The sequence below is a fragment of the Streptomyces erythrochromogenes genome, assembly GCF_036170895.1.
GTDB lineage: Bacteria > Actinomycetota > Actinomycetes > Streptomycetales > Streptomycetaceae > Streptomyces > Streptomyces erythrochromogenes.
This window is the reverse complement of record NZ_CP108036.1, coordinates 1,913,239-1,930,396: the sequence shown is the minus strand read 5'-3', so window position 1 is coordinate 1,930,396 and position 17,158 is coordinate 1,913,239. Positions and strand designations below refer to the sequence as shown.

Sequence of the window (17,158 nt, the reverse complement as noted above, 5' to 3'; positions counted from 1 at the left end):
CTCCATGACCAAGGGACCGGACCGGCTGCGCGAACTGCGCGAGCGGGGACTGCTGGAGAAGGCCTACGACCGGGTGCCGGCGCTGCTCGCCGACGAGGACGGGCCCGGCGACGCCGCCGCGGCGGGCCGGCTGCTCGCCGCCCTCGACCACGACGCCGTACTCGGCCACCACCCGCACACCCCGGTGGTGACGGTGGCGGTCACCGGGCAGTCCACCGTGGGCCACGTCGTCGACCCCCTCAGGGGCGAACTGGCCCGCCACGGCATGCTGCTGCGGGCGGTGGTCGGCGAGCACGGCACGTACCTGCGCGACCTCACCGATCCGGCCGGCGAGCTCCGGGCGGCCGCACCGGACCTCACCCTGTGCCTGCTGGACGCCGAGACCCTCTTCTCCCAGGTCCCCGCAGTGTGGGGACCCGAGGACGTCGAGCGCGCGGGCGAAGAGGCGCTGGACCGGTGCGCCGCCCTCGCCGCCGAGGCTCCCGGGACCCTGGTGCTCAACACCGTGCCGCTGCCCCGCTCCTGCAGCCACCAGCTCCTCGACCACCGCTCGCGAGCCCGACTGGGCGCCGTCTGGCGGGAGTTCAACGCCCGTCTGCTGCGCCTGACCGAGTCCGCCGACCGGCTCGTGGTGATCGACCTGGAACCGCTGGTCGGCGAGGGCGGGCCGGTCACCGACCCGCGCCTGGCCCGCCACGCCAAGGTCCAGCTCGGCGCCGGGCTCCTGGCGGCGTACGCCCGCGAGATCGGGCACCTGGCCCGCGCGGTCCGCGGCAGGGTCCGCAAGTGCCTCGTGCTCGACCTCGACGACACCCTGTGGGACGGGGTGCTCGGCGAGGACGGCCCCGACGGCGTCGCGGCGGCCGGCACCCTGCGCGGAGAGGCGTTCGGCGCCTTCCAGAAGTGCGTCAAACAGCTCGCCTCCCAGGGCGTGCTCCTCGCCGTGAGCAGCAAGAACGACGAGGGCCTGGTCCTGGAGGCGCTCGCCTCCCATCCCGACCTCGTCCTGCGCGAGCCGGACTTCGCCGCCGTCAACGCCAACTGGGAGCCCAAGGACGCCAACCTCGCCGACATCGCGCGGACCCTGGACCTGGCTCCCGACGCCCTCGTCTTCGCCGACGACTCGCCGGCGGAACGCGCCCAGGTCCGGCTCGGCGCACCCGAGGTCGCCGTCGTGGCGCTCGACGCGGAACCGGCGCTCCACGTGACCCGCCTGCTCGCCGACGGCTGGTTCGACACCCTGCGGCTGACCGACGAGGACCGCGCCAGGCCCGGCGAGTACCGCAGGCGGCGCGAGCGCGGGGCGCTGCGGGCCGGTTCGGGCTCGTACGAGGAGTTCCTGCGAGCCCTGGAGGTGAGCGTCGGGCTCGGCCCGCCCCGCCCCCACGAGTTCGCCCGCGTGTCCCAATTGACCCTTCGGACCAACCAGTTCAACCTGATCGGTGTGGGATACACCGAAGCCGAGCTGGCCCGGCGGGCCGCCGATCCGGGGCGGCTGCTGCTCGTGGCGCGCAGCGCGGACCGGTTCGGCGACAACGGTCTGGTGGGTGCGGTGCTGGGATCCATCGCCGGGGAGGTGCTCCGGCTGGACGGCATGTGGCTCAGCTGCCGGGTGCTCGGCCGCGGCGTGGAACAGGCCTGCCTCGCGCTGCTGCTGGCCCGCGCACGGGAGCTCGGACTGTCCGCGGTCGGCGCCCGGTACGTGCCCACGGCCCGCAACCACCGTGCCCGGGACTTCTACCCGTCCTGCGGGTTCACCCCGGCGGATCCCGGCGGAAGCGAAGGCTCCGCAGACGGTCCGGTGGTGTTCCGCCACGACCTGGCCCGGCTGCCGCAGGTGCCCGCGCACGTGCGCATCACCGAAACCCCGGGAGGAGGGCTGGCCGATGGGCCTCGATAGCCTCGACGTGTTCCTGCGGACGGTCCGCGGCGACCTCGGCCTGGACATCGCCGTCCCCGAAGGCGCGGACACGGCTCTGGGCGAACTGCCGGGCTGGGATTCGCTGAACCTGCTCCGACTGGTGGCGCTCCTGGAGGAGTCCGGCCACCGGGTACCGGTACACCGCCTGCTGGAGGCGCGCAGCCTCCGGGAGGTCCACACACTCGTGAAGGAGTACGGATGACCGCCCCGGGCAGCCCCTCGCTCGGCCCGCCGCTCGGTGAGCCCGTCGCCGTGGTACCGGGCGGCGACTCGTGGGACCGGGTCCGGGACGACCTGGCCACCCACGGGACCGCCCTGGTCTACGCGTGGCTGAGGGACCTGGAGCCGGTCGTGCCCCCCGGCGACGGGCTGCGCGAGCTGCTCGGCCGCGACTGGACGCGTTACCTGGACCTGACGCACGCCGACGTGCGGGGCCGCTACATCGCCTCCCGGATGCTCCTCAAGTACGCGGCGGGTGCGGTGCTCGACAGCGATCCCGCCGACCTGGAACTGGCCTACGGGCCGACCGGGCGCCCGTACCTGCGCGGCTGCGACCAGATCGACATCAGCCTCAGCCACACCGACGACCTGCTGCTCGTGGGCCTGACGACCTGTGGGCTGATCGGTGTCGACGCGGAGCGCGCCGACCGCGAGATGCACGGCAGCGGCCTCGGCCGGCACATCTGCACCCCGTACGAGTCGGTGCTGCTGTCGGGGATGCCGGAACCGCAGCGCAACGACGCCCTCGTACGCCTGTGGACGCTCAAGGAGGCCTACAGCAAGGCGATCGGCCAGGGCATGCAGTTCCGTTTCACCGAGTTCGGCTTCGGTCCCGACGGCCGCGCCGTGCGGGTCCAGCGGCCCGACGGCACTCCGGGGACCGGGGACGAGTGGATCTTCCGTACGTTCCCGGTCGCCGACGGCTACGTGGTCAGTGCGGCGGTGTACGACGCGGGCTTCGGCCGGCTCCAGGACGCCCACGTGACGACGATGCTCGACCAGGACTGCGTGGACGCCATCACCGAGGCGCTCGACGAGGTCCCGGACAGGGCCTAGGAGGGCACCGACCCCCCGGCCAGCATCTCCTGCCGGGCTGCGTTGTAGCCGGCCTGGAAGCGGCTGGTGGCCTCCAGCTCCTCGGTGATCTCGGCGATGTGGCGGCGGCAGGTGCGCACGGACATGCCGAGCCGCCGGGCGACCATCTCGTCCTTGTAGCCCTTGGTCATCAACCGGATGATCGACCACTTGAGCTCGTCGGAGGAGGCGGGGGACCGTTGGGAATCCACCACATAGGGGCTCGCCCCGTCCCACAGGTACTCGAAGACCGAGCACAGGAACGCCACCAGGGTGGGCTCGCGCACGATCGCCGCACCGGGCGTGCGGTCGCCGGCGGACCGTTCCGGCAGGAAGGCCACCTCCCGGTCGTAGATGATCAGCCGGTCGATGACTTCGTCGGCGGTACGGATCTCCGCGCCCTGTTCGCTGACCTCGCGCACGTAGCTGCGGGTCGGCAGGTCGTTGCGGGCGGTGTGCTGGTAGATGGTGCGGATCCGCACCCCGCGCGAGAGGGTCGTCAGCGCGGACTCCCGGGCCTGCGCCAGCGCGTACGCGGGGCGGGCCCCGCCGGGCTGGACGGTGAGCATCTCGCTCTGGCAGCTCTGGGTGAGGTGGTTGAGCATCGACTGGATGCGGGAGACGTCGGTGATGACGTCGAAGGCCTCCAGCCGGTTGCGCACCCGCCGGCCCTCGAAGTACAGGGGCGTCAGGGACAGCAGCTTGGCCCGGACGTCCGTGACCGCCTGCTGGAGGTCGCGTATGTGCCGTTCGGCGGGCGCGACCAGGGACGCGGCCGCGACGTCGGGCGTCACGGGGGTCAGCTCGGAGGGGTTGCCCGGCATCGCCTGTAACAGGCGGACCCCGCTCAGCACCTGTTCCACCCGGGCGATCTCCTCGGGCGTCAGCGACAGCTGTTCGGCGATCCGTTCCCGCTCGAAGCGGCCGTACTCGACGGCCAGGCCGTATGCCGCGGCACTGACGTCGTCCAGCTCGGCGAACCCTGAATCCGAGCCCTCCCCTGCAAACATGTCAGCCCCCGCTGATTGATGTATTTGCTGCCACGTAACTTTACGCCAACGTACCGCCCTTGGCGGGATTGATCGAGAGCGAGCACTCTGTTCCCATCAACCGAGCCGCAGAGCCGGAAGTGGCGAGCGGTACGGATGAGTAGATCTCGATCTTCGACTGGGGGAAGTCGTGAGAACAGTTTCCGTTAAGGTCTTCTCGATTAGCTTGACTGCGGTGGCGAGTGTGGTATTGGCGGCGGGGGTTCAGGTCATGACGGGACCGGTCGTGTCCGGAGCGTCCGCCGAGTCGGCCGTCACCGCCCCGCTGACCGACTCCGACACCGGAACCGACGTCGGGGCCAAGCCCGAGGACGACCAGTGGACGTGATCTGACACCACGTCCGGCGGTTCACGAAGCGCTCCCCGCACGGCAGATGCGGGGAGCGCTTCTGCGTACCGGAGCGCCGACGGCGGCCGGCCTGCCGGCCGGCACCGCTATCGCGCTCAGCAGTACGCCCCGCTCCGCCGACCAGCGACCGTCGAAGGCGGTCGGCCCGGCCGGGGAGAGGGTCTCGGGGTCCGGCAGCAGCCGGGCGTGGAAGGTCTCGCGCACCGGGTCCACGCCCACCAGTGCGTCCGTGAAGTCGAGTTCCTGGCCCGTCAGCGGGAACCAGGTCTTGTAGACGGCCTCCTTGATGCTGAAGAGCAGCCGGTCCCACGCCACACCGGGCTCCGTCCGCTCCAGTCCGGCGATCAGATCGAGCTCCCGGGGCAGCGCGATCGAGTCGAGGACCCCTTCCGGCATGGGGGCGTTGGGCTCCGCGTCCACCCCGACCGAGGCGAACTCGGCGGAGCGGGCCAGCGCCGCGCCCCGGAAGCCGGCGCAGTGGGTCATGGACCCGACGACCGAGGGCGCCCACTGCGGGACACCGCGCCGGCCCGGCACCACGGGGGCCGGGGGCAGCCCCAGCTCTCCCATGGCACGGCGGGCGCACCACCTGACGGTGCCGAACTCCAGACGCCGCTTGGGTACGGCGTTGCGGACGAGGTACTCCTCCTCGGGGTAGAGGAAGACGTCGGCGGGGTCGGTGGTGGCTTCGGCGGTCGCGACGTTCGCGGGCAGGAGCTTTGTGAGCACGGCGTTCCCTCGGGTCGCTGTTCCGGTCGGACAGCTCCCACGTTCCCGCCGCCGCGCCGGCCGGCCCAGGGTCGAAGGCGCAGGTCAACCCGATGGACCGGGGTGCGGCCCGGTTCTCTGCCAGGCCGCTGCCATCCCGCCGGTCCGCCGGCCCGACGCCTGCCGGTCCGCTGGCAGTCGGCCGCACCGGCATTGCCATCCCCCTGCCATGGGGCCCGAAGAGGCGCCCGCCGCCGCCAATTGAGGGGCCGTTAAGGGGTGTTCACGCGATCACCGACCGTCCACACTCACGGAATGCCGCACGGAAACCTCATGGGTATCAGCGACCTCCATGTCGGATTCCCGGAGAACCGCCGGATCGTCGAGGACCTCTATCCCGACAGTCCCGCCGACTGGCTCATCGTGGCCGGCGACGTGAGCGAGTCACTCGACGATCTCCGGTGGGTGCTCGACCTCCTCACCCGGCGCTACGCCACCGTGGTGTGGGCGCCCGGCAACCACGAACTGTGGACCGTCCGGGACGACCCCGAGCCCCTGCGCGGCGAGGCGCGCTACCGGCGGCTCGTCGAGATCTGCCGGTCCTTCGGCGTGCACACACCGGAGGACCCCTACCCCGTCTGGTCCGGGCCCGGCGGCCCGCTCGTCGTGGCCCCGCTCTTCCTGCTGTACGACTACAGCTTCCGCACGCGCACCGCCGCCACCAGGGAACAGGCCCTGGAACAGGCCTACGAGGCCGGGGTGGTGTGCTCCGACGAGTTCATGCTGCACCCCGACCCCTACGCCTCCCGCGAGGCCTGGTGCCGGGCCCGGGTCGCCGCCACCGAAGCGCGGCTGGCCGCGTGCGGCCCCGACCTGCGCACGGTCCTCGTCAACCACTTCCCGCTGGTCCGCGCCCCCACGGACGTACTGCGCCACCCCGAGTTCGCCCAGTGGTGCGGCACCGAGCTCACCGCCGACTGGCACGTCCGCTTCCGGGCCGCCGCCGTCGTCTACGGCCACCTGCACATCCCGCGCACCACCTGGTACGACGGCGTCCGCTTCGAGGAGGTCTCCGTCGGCTACCCGCGCGAGTGGCAGCGGCCCGGCCACCCGCGGAATATCCCCCGCCGGATCTTCCCGGCCCCCGGACGCGGGGATTGATGCCAGGCAACTTCCGGACACCACCGGGTACGGATCCGGCCCCTAGACTGATCGCGAATTCTTGCTCGCGCCACGCTCGAACATCCCCGTTCGGTATTTGAGTTCCCATTTCGAATATCCGGGGCGGGGGCCCTGGGGGATTTTCATGCTGCCGTTCCGCCGTGCCGAGGAACTGTCCTTATTGGAAGCGCTGCTCGACGGCTGCGCCGAAGGAAATGCCGGATTGCTCCTCGTGGAAGGGGCCGTCGGCTGCGGAAAGAGCGAATTCCTCGAAACGGCCGCCGCGCACGCCGAGAACCTCGGCGCCCTCGTGCTGCGGGCCGGCGGCAGCGCCGCCGAACGCGGCCGCGCCCTCGGCGTCCTGCGCCGGCTGGCCGCCGACGCCCCGCCCGGCGCGCTGCCCGTGCCGTCGTCGCCGGACGAGGCCGAAGACCCCCTGGCCCTGCGGGACCTGGCCGTCGCCGTCCGCGAACTGAGCACCACCGCACCCGTGGTGATCTGCGTGGACGACCTGCACCACGTCGACGAGCCCTCCGGCCGCCACCTGCTCCACCTCGCGCACGCGACCCGCCGCGCCCCCGTCCTGCTGGTCCTGGCGGCGTCCCCGCACGAACACCACGACCCGCTGCTGCGCACCGAACTCCTGCGCCTTCCCCACTTCGTCCGCCTGCGCCTGCGGCGGCTCACCCCCGACGCCGTCCACGCCCTGCTGCCCGGCCGCACCGAGGCGCAGGCCGCCCAGCTCCACGAGGCCAGCGGCGGCAACCCGCTGCTGCTGCGGGCCCTGCTCCAGGACCCGCAGGGCCGGCCCGGCGACGCCTACGCCCAGGCCGTCCTCGCCTGCCTGCACCGCTGCGGCCCCGCCACCCCCGAACTGGCCGGTGCGATCGCCGTACTGGACGGCCTGGCCACGCCCGCGCACCTCGCACGGCTCAGCGGCACCGCCGAGACCACCGCCGCCCGCGCCCTCACGGCCCTGGAGGACGCCGGACTGCTCGCCCCCGCAGGGCGCCAGGGGCTGCGCCACCCGGCCGCCCGGGCCGCCGTGCTGGACGGGATGGACCCCGCCGCCCGGTCGGCCCTGCACGCGGAGGCCGCCCGGCTGGCGCACGCGGCGGGCGCTGCCGACACCGAGGTCGCCGGACAGCTCCTCGCCGCACGCGACACGCGCCCGGAGTGGTCCCTGCCCGTCCTGCGCTCCGCCGCGGACCGGCACGCGGCCGAGGGGGACACCGACCGGGCCGCGGCACTGCTGGGGCTCGCCCACGAGGCATGCCCGGACGCCACCTCCCGCGCCGAGGTGGACATCCGGCTCGGCGTCGTGCTGGGCCGCACCGACCCGGCCGCCGCCGAACACCGCCTCGCGGCCCCCCTGGCCGCCGCGACCGCCGGGCAGCTCGGTCCGCGCGCCCTCGCCCCCCTGGCCAGGGCACTGGCCGCGCAGGGCCGCGTCGACGAGTCCGCCGACGTACTGGAACGCCTGGCGGCCGACGGTGCACGGCGCGGCGCCGCCCCCGGAGGCGACCCTCTGGACGGCCTGTCGGCGTTCCCCCGGTGGGCCGCGGGCCGCCGGCGTCCCCCTGCGGAGCCCGGTTCGCACCCGGCCGTCCGGACCACCGGGACCACCGGGACCACCGTCCACCCGGCGGCCCTGTGGGCGCTCCCCGTCGAGGCGGAGGAGGGCGCCGCAGCCCGCTCGGCCGAGCTGTTCCTACGGGGCGCCACCCTCGCCGAGGGCACCGTGGAACCGGTGGCCCAGGCCCTGCGCACCCTGCTCCACCTGGACGGCGCTGCCCGGGCACTGCCCTGGTGCGAGGAGTTCGCCCACCAGGCGGCCCGGCGCGGAGCCACCGGCTGGCTGGCCGTGTTCGCGGGACTCACCGCCGAGGCCCGGCTGCGCCTGGGCGACCTGACGGGCGCCGCGGAAACCGCCGAGGGGGCCCTGCGGGCGGCGCCCGCCCGGGGCACCAGCGTGCTGCTCGGCGCACTGGCGGGCACCCTGGCGCGGGCGTACACCGCGATGGGCCGGCTGGAGGAGGCGGAGACCGTCCTGACCCGGCCCGCGCCCGCGGAGCACGCGGGAGGCGTGCACGGACTGGCGTACCTGCGAGCCAGGGGCCACCACGCCCTGGCGACGAGCCGCTTCCACGCGGCCCTCGGCGACTTCCTGGACATCGGCCGGCACGCGAAGCTCTGGGGCCTGGACCGGCCCCGGGTCCTGCCCTGGCGCGCGGACGCGGCCGAGGCCCTGCTCCGGCTCGGCGAGGCGCACCGGGCCGAGCGCTTCCTCGCGGACCAGCTCACCACACGGGACGCCGCCGACCCCTGGGTGCGCGGCACCTCCCTGCGGCTGCGGGCGTCCCTGCGTGGCCCCGGGGAACGCCAGGCGATGCTGGCCAGGGCCGTCGACGACCTCCAGCGCTCGGGCGACAAGTACGAACTGGCCCGCGCCATGGCCGACTTCGGACAAGCCCTGCGCGAGGCCGGCGAACCGGCGCGGGCGGCCATGGTCCAGCGCAAGGCCTGGCACCTCGCGAAGACCTGCGGGGCCGACGCCCTGCGCGAGAGGATCCTCCCCGGCCACACCGAGGACGACACCGACGAAGCGGGCGGGACCGGGACCCCGGACGCCGGACTGGTCGCGAGCCTCAGCGAGTCGGAGCGGCGGGTGGCGCTGCTCGCGGTGCACGGCCACACCAACCGGGAGATCGCCAAGAAGCTCTACATCACCGTCAGCACGGTGGAGCAGCACCTCACCCGGGTCTACCGCAAGCTGAACATCCCCGGCCGGCAGGCGCTGCCGGTCGACCTCGACCCCGCGGGCGCCGGAGAGCGCGCCTGAGGCGGGCAGCGGGGCGGGCAGGGGGCCGGGAGAGCCCGCCATGGCAAGGTCATGGCAAGCCCGGCCCGACCGGCCGGCCCGTGACAGACATCTGGCACGGAGGGGCCCCGCCGCACCGCCCGTTCCCGCCTCCGAACCCCGAACGGGTGGCTTCCGCGCGCCGCGTCCGGGAAAGTCGGTCATGAGCCGTAGCCCGCAGGGAGGGCACCATGACCACAACACACGACCAGCCGTGGCGCACCGCGTCGCCCGGAGAGCTCCGCGACGCCATGCTCGACCGGGTCGAGGAGGAGCTGGCGAAGCTCCTCGCGCAGGAGCACCGCGGCCGGCGCACCTCCGATCCGCGCAGCGCCGTCCTGGTGATGGGGGTGGCCGAGCTCATCCAGGCCGGCGGCGAACGCGCCCGCCCCGCCATCTGCCTCACCGGATACCTCGCCGCCGGCGGCGACCCCGAGGCGGAGGACGCCCTCGCGGCGGCCGCCGCCCTCGAACTCCTCGACACCTGCTGGGTGATCCGCGCGGACGTACGGGACAACACCCCGCTGCGCCGCGGCATCCCGACCCTGCACATCAGCCACGCCGCCGAACACGAGCGCAACGGCTGGCGCGGCGAGCCGCGCCGGTTCGGCGAGGGCACCGCCGTGCTCGCGGGCGACCTCACCCTCGCCTACGGGGACCGGCTCGCCGCCGGACTGCCGCCCGGGGCCCGCACGTTGTGGGACGACCTGCGCGTCGAGCGGGCGATCGGCTCGCACATGGAGGCCGCCGCGGCCACCGAGTACCTCGACGACGCCTGGCCCGGCCAGTGCCTCGACGGCTGTGCCACCGGCTGCGGCGCGGGCTGGTACGGGCTGCGCCACGCGCTGCTGATCGGCGCCGCGCTCGCGGGCCGCGACGACGTCCGCGAGGCCTACGAGGAGTACGCGCGAGCCCTGCATGCGGCCTGGCGGATCCGCGGGTTCCTCGGCGGGGGCCCGGGCTTCGACGGCGACGCGCAGTTCCTGCGCGACGTGTTCTTCGACGCCCAGGCGCGGGAACGGGCCGAGGAGACGATAGCGGCGCTCGTGGTCCGCGCCGACAAGGCCGTGGCCGGAGCCCGGATCGCACCCGCATGGCGCGACGAACTCGGCGCCCTCGCCCGCGAGATCGCCGGCTGACGCTGTCCCGTCGTCCGGGACGAAGCCCCGCCCTTCGGCCCCCTGCCTTCGGCCCCGGACCGGCCCCTTGCCCGGTGGCCGCCTTCCGGCCCGCGCCCGGATCCGCCCCCGGCCTCCCGTCCGGCACCCGGGCCCGGCCTCGCGGGCGCCGGTCCGGCGGGTGGTGCGGGGCGCGGGATCAGGTCGGGGTAGGTCGGGGGGTGCCCGGGCGGAGGCGGGTCAGCCAGCTCCGCAGGGCCTCTCGGCGCAGGCGGCCGCGGTCGTCGCGGGGCAGCGCCCCGACGATCTCCAGCCGGGTGGGCAGAAAGGCCTCCGCGACGCCCAGGGAGACGAGGTGCTCGCGGAGCTCGGCCGGTCCCGGCGGGCCGTCCTCGGCGGCCGGGACCACGACGGCGCACGGCAGCTCACCGTGCTCCGGGTCGGTGTAGGCCACCACCGCGGCCTCCCGCACCCGGGGGTGGGCCAGCAGCCGCTCCTCCACCTCGGAGACCGGCACCATGAAAATGGCGCCGGTCCGCGTGCCGGCCCGGGCCAGGACCCGTATCCCGCCGTCCCGGTCGGCCGCCGCCAGGTCACCCGTGTCCAGCCAGCCGTCCCCGTGCTCCCAGGTCGCCACCGGCGCCGGGGCGCCGTGCCGCCAGGTGGCCAGGCAGACCGACGGGCCGCGGACCTCCAGCGCCGAGCCCGCGTGCGCGGCCGACACCTCCAGCCCGCCCAGCGGCCGGACCCCGTCACCGTCCCGGTCCCCGCCACCGCTCCCGGAGAGCGCGCCCATCCCCAGCTCGGGAGCCCCCCACACGGAGAGCACCGGTACCCCGAACACCTCGCGCAGCTCCTCGGCGAGCGGCGCCGGCGTACTCGTGCGGCCCCCCGACAGTACGAGCCGCAGCCGCCGCGCCGCCCGGGGCCGGCGGCGCTGCGCCGTCACCAGCTCGGCGAGGTAGGCCGGTTCGGCGTATACCTGGTCCACCCCGGCCGCCGCCATCAGGTCCAGGCACCGGCCCGGATCCCACACGTCCTGGAACACCCCGGTCCCGCCCACGGCCAGCGGCCAGCACACCGTGTAGATCAGGGAGGCCAGCGAGGTGAGCGGCAGGGTGCTGAGGAAGGCCTCGCCCGGCCGCCGTCCGGGCCCGTCGGGCGCGCTCTGGGCGGAGATGTTGGCGTACAGGGTGTTGGGGGAGTGCAGCACCGAGGTGTAGGAGTCCCGCAGCCCCATGACGCTGATCAGCAGGGCCGGCCGGTCGGCCCGTCCGCCGCGCGGCCCGCTGCGCAGGCCCGCCGCCGTGCGTTCGTGCGCGGTCCGCCGGAAGTACGCGGTGAAGTCCACCGCTCCGGTCGCCGCCGCGTCCCCCACGACGACGCGGTGGCGCAGCCACGGCAGCCGCCCGGCCAGGTCCGCCAGGGCCTCGGCGTGCGCGAAGCCCTCCCAGACGTCGGGCACCACGCAGATCCGCGCCCGGGTGCCGTCCAGGATCCGGTGCAGGCCGCGGGCCCGCACGGTCGGCAGCACCGGCACCGCGACCGCGCCGATCCGCAGGCAGGCCAGGGTGAGGGCCGTGGTCTCCCACCAGTTCGGCAGCTGGTAGGCGACCGGGTCGCCCGCTACGACACCGAGGGACGACAGGGCGGCGGCGAACCGGTCCACGTACGCGGCGAGCTGGGCGTAGGTGACCGTGACCAGGCGCCGGCCGGCGGGGCGGTGGGCGCGCTCGGAGACGATCGCGGGGCGCTGCGGCGCACGGGCGGCCGTACGGTACAGGTCGTCCAGGAAGGTCTCCCCGCGCCACCGGCCGGCGGCCCGGAACCGGGCCGCGACCTCGGCGGGCGGCGCCAGGTCCAGCGGCCGCGCGGCGGCGCGCCCCGGGCGGCCGGCCGTACGGGCGGTGCCCGCCGGGCTCGTCAGGTCCATCTGCCCACCGCCCCCGCGACCTGCACCCGCGAGGAGCAGCCCAGGCGGCGCATGACCTGCCGTACGTGGTTGACCACGGTCCACTCGGATATGTCCAGCCTGGCCGCTATCTGACGGTTCGTCATGCCTTCCGAGACCAGCAGCGCCACCTGGACCTGGCGCGGGGTGAGCGACTGGTCCTCGGGGGCCGGTCCGGTCGTCGGGCGGCGCGCGGGCGCGGGCGCCGCCAGAGCCTCCGCCACCGCCTGCGGCGCGGTCATCCGTACGCCCTCCGCCCAGGCCACCGCGAAGTCCGTCCAGTCAAGGCGGGCGCCGAGATCCGTACGGGCCCGCTCGGCCGCCGAGCGCCACTCGTCCGCCACCGCGGCGCCTGTCTCGGCGCGCAGGGTGTCGGCCGCGGCCAGCAGCCGTACCGTCCGCGGCCGCTGGGCGGGCGCGGTGCGCATCAGCAGCAGGGAGAACTCCTCCAGCAGCCCCGGCAGTTCGCTCCGCTCGCCGACCTCCCCGTAGAGCCGCAGGCTCTCCCGCAGCGCCCGGTCGGCCCGGGCCGGCTCGTCGCCGTCGAGGGCGAGCGCGGCCTCCGTGCGCAGGGCACCCGCGAGGCCCCGCCCGTCCCGGGTCCGCCGCAGCGCCTCCACCGCCCGGTCCAGCAGCTCCTGGGCCCGGCGCCGGTCGCCCTCGGCGCGCAGGACGCCGGCCAGCGAAGCGGCCGCACCGGCCGCACCCCCGGTGACGCCCATCGACTCCAGCGCGCTGAGCGCGGTCACCAGCACGGCCCGCGCCCCCGGCGGATCGCCGGCCGCCAGCAGGGCGGCGCCGAGGTGCGCGGAGACGAGGGCGTTCTGCCGCCGGTCGCCCACGCCCTTGCCCAGGGCGAGGGCGCGGCGGTGGCGGCGGACCGCCTCCTGCGGATCGCCCAGGGCCAGCGCGAAGACGCCGGACATGTCGGCGAGACGGGCCCGCACGGCCTCCGGCAGCACCGCACCGCCCGCCCCATCGCTCTCGTCGCACCACTCCAGGCCCTCCCGCAGCCTTCCCTGCGCCAGCCAGGGCAGGCGGCAGCCGAGGACCAGGGCGGCAGCCGCCTCGCCGTCGCCCCGCTCGCGCAGCCGCCGCAGGGCCGCGGTCACGTTGGCGCCCTCGGCCGCCAGCTCCCGCAGGAGGTGGTCCTGGCCGGTCCCGCCGAGCCCGGCCTGCGCGGAGCCCACCAGCGTCCGGTAGCGCTCGGCGTGCGCGTCCCGGGCGGCGTCCTCCTCGCCCGCCTGGGCCAGCACCTCGCGCGCGTGGGAGCGTACGGGCTCGGAGACGGCGAGGCGCAGTTCCCCCTGCTCCTCGCCCACCACGACGAGCAGGCCGCGGTCCATCAGCGTGTCCACGGCCGGTTCGGCCGACAGCCCCGCCGCCGACAGGCCGAAGCCCGGCTCGTACACGGCCAGCCGGCCCAGCAGGGCGCGGGCCGGGGCGTCCAGGCCGCGGCAGCTCCATTCGGCGAGCGCGGCCAGCGAGCGGTGCCGCTCGGGCGCGTTCGCCGGCCCGCCGGACAGGACGGTCGTACGGTCCCGCAGCCGTACCGGCAGCAGGTGCGGGGGCAGCAGCCGCAGTCGGCGCGCGGCGAGTTCGACGGCGAGCGGCAGACCGTCCAGCAGCGTGCAGATCTCGGCGACGGCCCCGGCGTTCTCCAGGGTGAGCGCGAAGGCCGGGTCGGCGGCCCGGGCCCGCCGTACGAACAGCTCCACCGAGGCCACTTCCGCGAGCTCCTGCGGATCGGCCGCGGCCCCGCCGGCCGGACCGCGCACGGGTCCGGGGACCGGCAGCGGGGCCAGCGGCAGCAGCAACTCCCCGTACACCCCGAGCGGTTCCACGGCCGTGGCCAGCACCACCACCCGCGGATCACCGGCGAGGGCCTCCAGGGCCGCGGCGGCGCCCGCACGCGCCTCGTGGTCGCAGCCGTCGAGCAGCAGCAGGAACCGGCCGGGCTCCCCGCCCCGCGCGGACGGCGAACACGGTCCTGCCAGCCCGGTCACTGCGGTCACTGCGGTCAGTGCCGAAGGCGTGTCCGGCGCCCCGGCGTCGAGGACCTCCACCCGGCCGAACTCCCCGCCGATCTCCCGCACGACCTCCAGCGCCAGCCGGCTCTTGCCCACCCCGGCCCGCCCGGTGACCGTCACCAGCCGTACCAGGGGGTCCCGCAGCCGCTCGCGCAGCATGGCCGCCTCCAGCTCCCGGCCGACGAGCTCCGTCACCGGGCCGAGCGATGCCGGCAGGGTGCCCATCGCGCTCATGGTGCTCCTTTCACAGGGGGTTGGCGGGGACGGCGGCCGGGTCGATGCGCCAGAGGCCGGGGCGGATCTCCACGGCCCGCGACGCCGGGCCGGAGCCGCCCCGCGGCGGCAGGCTCAGCGCGCGCAGCGAGCGCAGCGCGTACACCTCCAGCCGCTGGTCGCGCAGCGCGCCCGCCAGCTCCAGGCACTCGCCGAACCAGGCCCGGGCGCTCTCCCGGCCCTCCTGTGCCAGCGCCAGCAGGGCCCGCGCGCGGCTCGCCTCGTACCGGCCCCGGGCACGGCCCGGCGCCGACAGGGCGGCGAGCGCGGGCTCCAGCAGCGCCGCGGCCTCCGCAGACTCCCCGGCGTCCAGCCGCAGTTCGGCCAGGCCCACCAGGGCGCGGGCGGCCTCCTCCTCGTCACCGGCCGCCCGGGCCAGTCCGAGGGCGCCCGAGAACAGCTCGTGCGCCCGCTCCACCTGCCGGTACTGCCAGGCGAGTTCACCGAGCGAGCGCCGCATCCGAGCCTGGGCCGCACGGTCCGCGCACCGCCCCGCCGCGTCCAGGGCCAGCGCGTACACGGCCTCCGCGTCGTCCGGCACCCACCCGGCCAGGGCGTCCGTCAGCCGTACGGTCAGCGCCCACAGCCCCGCCCCGTACGCGGTCCGGGCCAGGCGTACGAGGCCGCGCGCGCCCGAGTCCGAGACGCGGCCCCGCTCCGCGGAGCCGTCCGCGTACGCCCGGCACACGCGCTCCGCCGCAGCCCGCGCCACCTCGGGCGGGTCCTCCAGCGCCAGCCGTTCCACCGCCAGCAGCCGCAGCAGCTCCGGGAGGCGGCAGCCGTCCCGGTCCACAGCCACCAGCCGCTCGTCGGCCAGAGCCTCCAGGGCGGCCGAGGCCTGCGGCTCGGTCAGGTCCAGGGCGGCCGCGGCCTGCCGGGCACCGAACCGGCCCGGCGGCAGCAGGGACAGCAGCCGGAAGGCCCGCCGCTGCGGGTCGGGACAGGCCGCGTAGGCGTCGAGGAGGCGCGAGCGGACGTCCACGTCACCCGTGCGCAGCACGTCCAGGCGTCCGCCCTCGTCCCGTAGCCGGTCCGCCAGGACGGCGGCCGTCCAGTGCGGACGGGCGGCGAGCTGGGCCGCGGCCGTCCGCACGGCGAGCGGGAGCCGCCCGCACAGCTCGGCGATCTCGGCGACCGTGTCGGGACCGAGGCCCGGCCCGGCGTCCAGTGCGGCCGCGGCGCCGAGCGTCCCCGCACGGGTCCCCGCGCGTCCGGTGAACAGCCCGACGAGCCGCTGCGCCTCGTCGGGGCGCCACGGTCCGAGGAGCACCGACCGCAGCCCGGGGAGCCCGGCGGGCACCCGGCGCGCCACGAGCAGCACCACGGCGCCGCGCAGAACGGGCAGCAGGGGCCGCACCTCGGTCTCCGAGCCGACCCCGTCCAGGACCAGCAGCAGCCTGGGAGCCGCCGCGCCGCCGTCCGCGGGGGCGGCGCCGGGTCCGCCGGACGCGCGCACCAGCCGGTCCAGGACCGGTCCCGCGGCCGGCGGCAGACCGGGGCCGGCGCCGCCGCGCAGGTCCAGGAAGAGCCGCCCGTCGGGGAAGGCGTCCGCGACCCGGTGCGCGGCCTCGACGGCCAGCGCGGTCTTGCCCGCGCCCGGCATGCCCGTCACGGCGACGCAGCCGCCGGCCGGGGCGCTGCGCAGCAGCCGCTCCAGCTCCGCCAGTTCCTCCGTGCGGCCGGTGAAACAGGGGTCGGCGGCCGGCAGCGCGCCGAGCGCCGCGGACCAGCCGCCGGCACCCGTGACGGAGCCGTCGCCGGTGTCCGCGACGGCTGCGGGCAGCCCGTCGTGCCCCGGGTCCCGGCCGGTCGCGGCCGTCGCGGACACCGGCGCGGCGGACGGCGCGGCCGACGGACCGGGAGCACGGCCCCCGGCGCGCGCCAGTGCCGGGTCGCCTTCCAGGATGCGCTGGCGGAGCCGGCTCGACGACGGGCCCGGTTCGATGCCGAGCTCCTCGACGAGGGTCTGCCGCAGCGTCGTGAACACCCGCAGGGCCTCCGCCTGCCGCCCGCACCGGTACAGCGCCACCATCAGGTGGGTGTGGAACTCCTCGTGCATCCGGTGCTCGGCAACCAACTCCTGCAGCTCGGCGACCAGTTCGCGGTGCAGTCCGAGGTGCAGTTCGGCCCGGATCCGCTCGTCGAGGGCGCCGGTGCGCGCCTCGGCCAGCCGCACGGCGGCGCCCTCCAGCACCGGTCCGTGCGGGGTGTCCGACAGCAGGGGCCCCCGCCACAGCGCCAGCGCCCGCCGGTGCAGATCGGCCGCGGCGGCGAAGTCCGAGGTCTGCAGGGCCTGGTGGCCGCGCCGGTGGAGGTCCTCGAAGGCGAGCGCGTCGAGGGCGTCCGCGCCGACCCGCAGCAGGTACCCCGGACGGCGGGTGACCAGGGCCTCGCGGCCGTTGTCCGGATCGGCGCTCTGGAGGGTCTTGCGCAGGTGGGACACGTACACCTGGAGCGTGGTCGTCGCGGTGCGCGGCGGCGCGTCCGGCCAGAGCTCGTCGATCAGGCTCTCCACCGACACGACCTCGTTCGCGCGGATCAGCAGGGTGCCGAGGACGACCCGCAGCTTGGCGGCCTGCGGAGCGTACGAGGGCTCCCGGCGGCCGTCCGCCGGGGCCGCGGCGCCGGTGACCTCCAGCGGGCCCAGGATCCCGAAGCGCATGG

11 protein-coding genes are annotated in these 17,158 nt (G+C 75.8%); 6 read left to right on the top strand and 5 right to left on the bottom strand.

Annotated elements, in window-relative coordinates; translation table 11 throughout:
• Positions 1-4: 4 nt before the first annotated feature.
• The 3 genes from OHA91_RS08935 to OHA91_RS08925 are packed head-to-tail and all read left to right on the top strand — an operon-like array spanning position 5 to position 2,977.
• On the top strand, positions 5-1,900 hold the full coding sequence (locus tag OHA91_RS08935) for an HAD-IIIC family phosphatase (protein WP_266493096.1): 1,896 nt from the start codon (positions 5-7) through the stop codon (positions 1,898-1,900).
• Positions 1,887-2,123 carry a phosphopantetheine-binding protein gene (locus tag OHA91_RS08930; RefSeq protein WP_328738992.1) on the top strand — a complete coding sequence of 79 codons (237 nt, stop codon included), beginning with the start codon at positions 1,887-1,889 and terminating at the stop codon, positions 2,121-2,123. Before OHA91_RS08935 ends, OHA91_RS08930 begins: the two co-directional genes overlap by 14 nt.
• Positions 2,120-2,977 (top strand): 4'-phosphopantetheinyl transferase family protein, encoded by an 858-nt coding sequence (locus OHA91_RS08925; RefSeq protein ID WP_031152060.1) that lies wholly within the window; start codon positions 2,120-2,122, stop codon positions 2,975-2,977. Before OHA91_RS08930 ends, OHA91_RS08925 begins: the two co-directional genes overlap by 4 nt.
• Here the strand turns inward: OHA91_RS08925 and OHA91_RS08920 are convergent.
• Both OHA91_RS08920 and OHA91_RS08915 read right to left on the bottom strand, forming a co-directional pair.
• Positions 2,974-4,005 (bottom strand): LuxR C-terminal-related transcriptional regulator, encoded by a 1,032-nt coding sequence (locus OHA91_RS08920; protein WP_266493102.1) that lies wholly within the window; start codon positions 4,003-4,005, stop codon positions 2,974-2,976. The two genes, OHA91_RS08925 and OHA91_RS08920, sit on opposite strands and share 4 nt — an antisense overlap.
• A 388-nt stretch (positions 4,006-4,393) precedes the next feature.
• Positions 4,394-5,122, bottom strand: a complete 729-nt coding sequence (locus tag OHA91_RS08915) for a 4'-phosphopantetheinyl transferase family protein (protein ID WP_328738990.1) — start codon at positions 5,120-5,122, stop codon at positions 4,394-4,396.
• A 312-nt stretch (positions 5,123-5,434) separates the two neighbouring features.
• Here OHA91_RS08915 and OHA91_RS08910 point away from each other — a divergent pair, with 312 nt between their 5' ends.
• The 3 genes from OHA91_RS08910 to OHA91_RS08900 all read left to right on the top strand — a co-directional run bounded on the left by OHA91_RS08910 (position 5,435) and on the right by OHA91_RS08900 (position 10,261).
• Positions 5,435-6,262 (top strand): metallophosphoesterase family protein, encoded by an 828-nt coding sequence (locus OHA91_RS08910; protein WP_328738989.1) that lies wholly within the window; start codon positions 5,435-5,437, stop codon positions 6,260-6,262.
• Between the two features lie 145 nt (positions 6,263-6,407).
• Positions 6,408-9,104: a helix-turn-helix transcriptional regulator gene (locus tag OHA91_RS08905; protein WP_328738988.1), complete on the top strand. Its 2,697-nt coding sequence runs from the start codon at positions 6,408-6,410 to the stop codon at positions 9,102-9,104.
• Positions 9,105-9,313: 209 nt separating this feature from the next.
• Positions 9,314-10,261 (top strand): polyprenyl synthetase family protein, encoded by a 948-nt coding sequence (locus OHA91_RS08900; protein ID WP_245240134.1) that lies wholly within the window; start codon positions 9,314-9,316, stop codon positions 10,259-10,261.
• Between the two features lie 178 nt (positions 10,262-10,439).
• Here the strand turns inward: OHA91_RS08900 and OHA91_RS08895 are convergent, their stop codons facing one another.
• Genes OHA91_RS08895 through OHA91_RS08885 form a run of 3 tightly spaced genes read right to left on the bottom strand, consistent with a single transcriptional unit; the run spans position 10,440 to position 17,156 of the window.
• The gene (locus OHA91_RS08895; protein WP_328738987.1) at positions 10,440-12,173 is read right to left on the bottom strand and encodes an AMP-binding protein; all 1,734 of its coding nucleotides are present in this window, start codon (positions 12,171-12,173) and stop codon (positions 10,440-10,442) included.
• Positions 12,164-14,455 carry an ATP-binding protein gene (locus OHA91_RS08890; RefSeq protein ID WP_245240135.1) on the bottom strand — a complete coding sequence of 764 codons (2,292 nt, stop codon included), beginning with the start codon at positions 14,453-14,455 and terminating at the stop codon, positions 12,164-12,166. The genes OHA91_RS08895 and OHA91_RS08890 overlap by 10 nt, the downstream gene beginning before the upstream one ends.
• Before the next feature lie 10 nt (positions 14,456-14,465).
• Positions 14,466-17,156 (bottom strand): AfsR/SARP family transcriptional regulator, encoded by a 2,691-nt coding sequence (locus OHA91_RS08885; protein WP_328738986.1) that lies wholly within the window; start codon positions 17,154-17,156, stop codon positions 14,466-14,468.
• Positions 17,157-17,158 lie beyond the last annotated feature (2 nt).

Bases quoted from the DNA above. Each gene is read 5' to 3' on its own strand.
- OHA91_RS08935 (WP_266493096.1), top strand. From the start codon at position 5: ATGACCAAGGGACCGGACCGGCTGCGCGAACTGCGCGAGCGGGGACTG.
- OHA91_RS08885 (WP_328738986.1), bottom strand. From the start codon at position 17,156: ATGCGCTTCGGGATCCTGGGCCCGCTGGAGGTCACCGGCGCCGCGGCC.
- OHA91_RS08920 (WP_266493102.1), bottom strand. From the start codon at position 4,005: ATGTTTGCAGGGGAGGGCTCGGATTCAGGGTTCGCCGAGCTGGACGAC.
- OHA91_RS08925 (WP_031152060.1), top strand. From the start codon at position 2,120: ATGACCGCCCCGGGCAGCCCCTCGCTCGGCCCGCCGCTCGGTGAGCCC.
- OHA91_RS08890 (WP_245240135.1), bottom strand. From the start codon at position 14,455: ATGAGCGCGATGGGCACCCTGCCGGCATCGCTCGGCCCGGTGACGGAG.
- OHA91_RS08910 (WP_328738989.1), top strand. From the start codon at position 5,435: ATGGGTATCAGCGACCTCCATGTCGGATTCCCGGAGAACCGCCGGATC.
- OHA91_RS08900 (WP_245240134.1), top strand. From the start codon at position 9,314: ATGACCACAACACACGACCAGCCGTGGCGCACCGCGTCGCCCGGAGAG.
- OHA91_RS08930 (WP_328738992.1), top strand. From the start codon at position 1,887: ATGGGCCTCGATAGCCTCGACGTGTTCCTGCGGACGGTCCGCGGCGAC.
- OHA91_RS08905 (WP_328738988.1), top strand. From the start codon at position 6,408: ATGCTGCCGTTCCGCCGTGCCGAGGAACTGTCCTTATTGGAAGCGCTG.
- OHA91_RS08895 (WP_328738987.1), bottom strand. From the start codon at position 12,173: ATGGACCTGACGAGCCCGGCGGGCACCGCCCGTACGGCCGGCCGCCCG.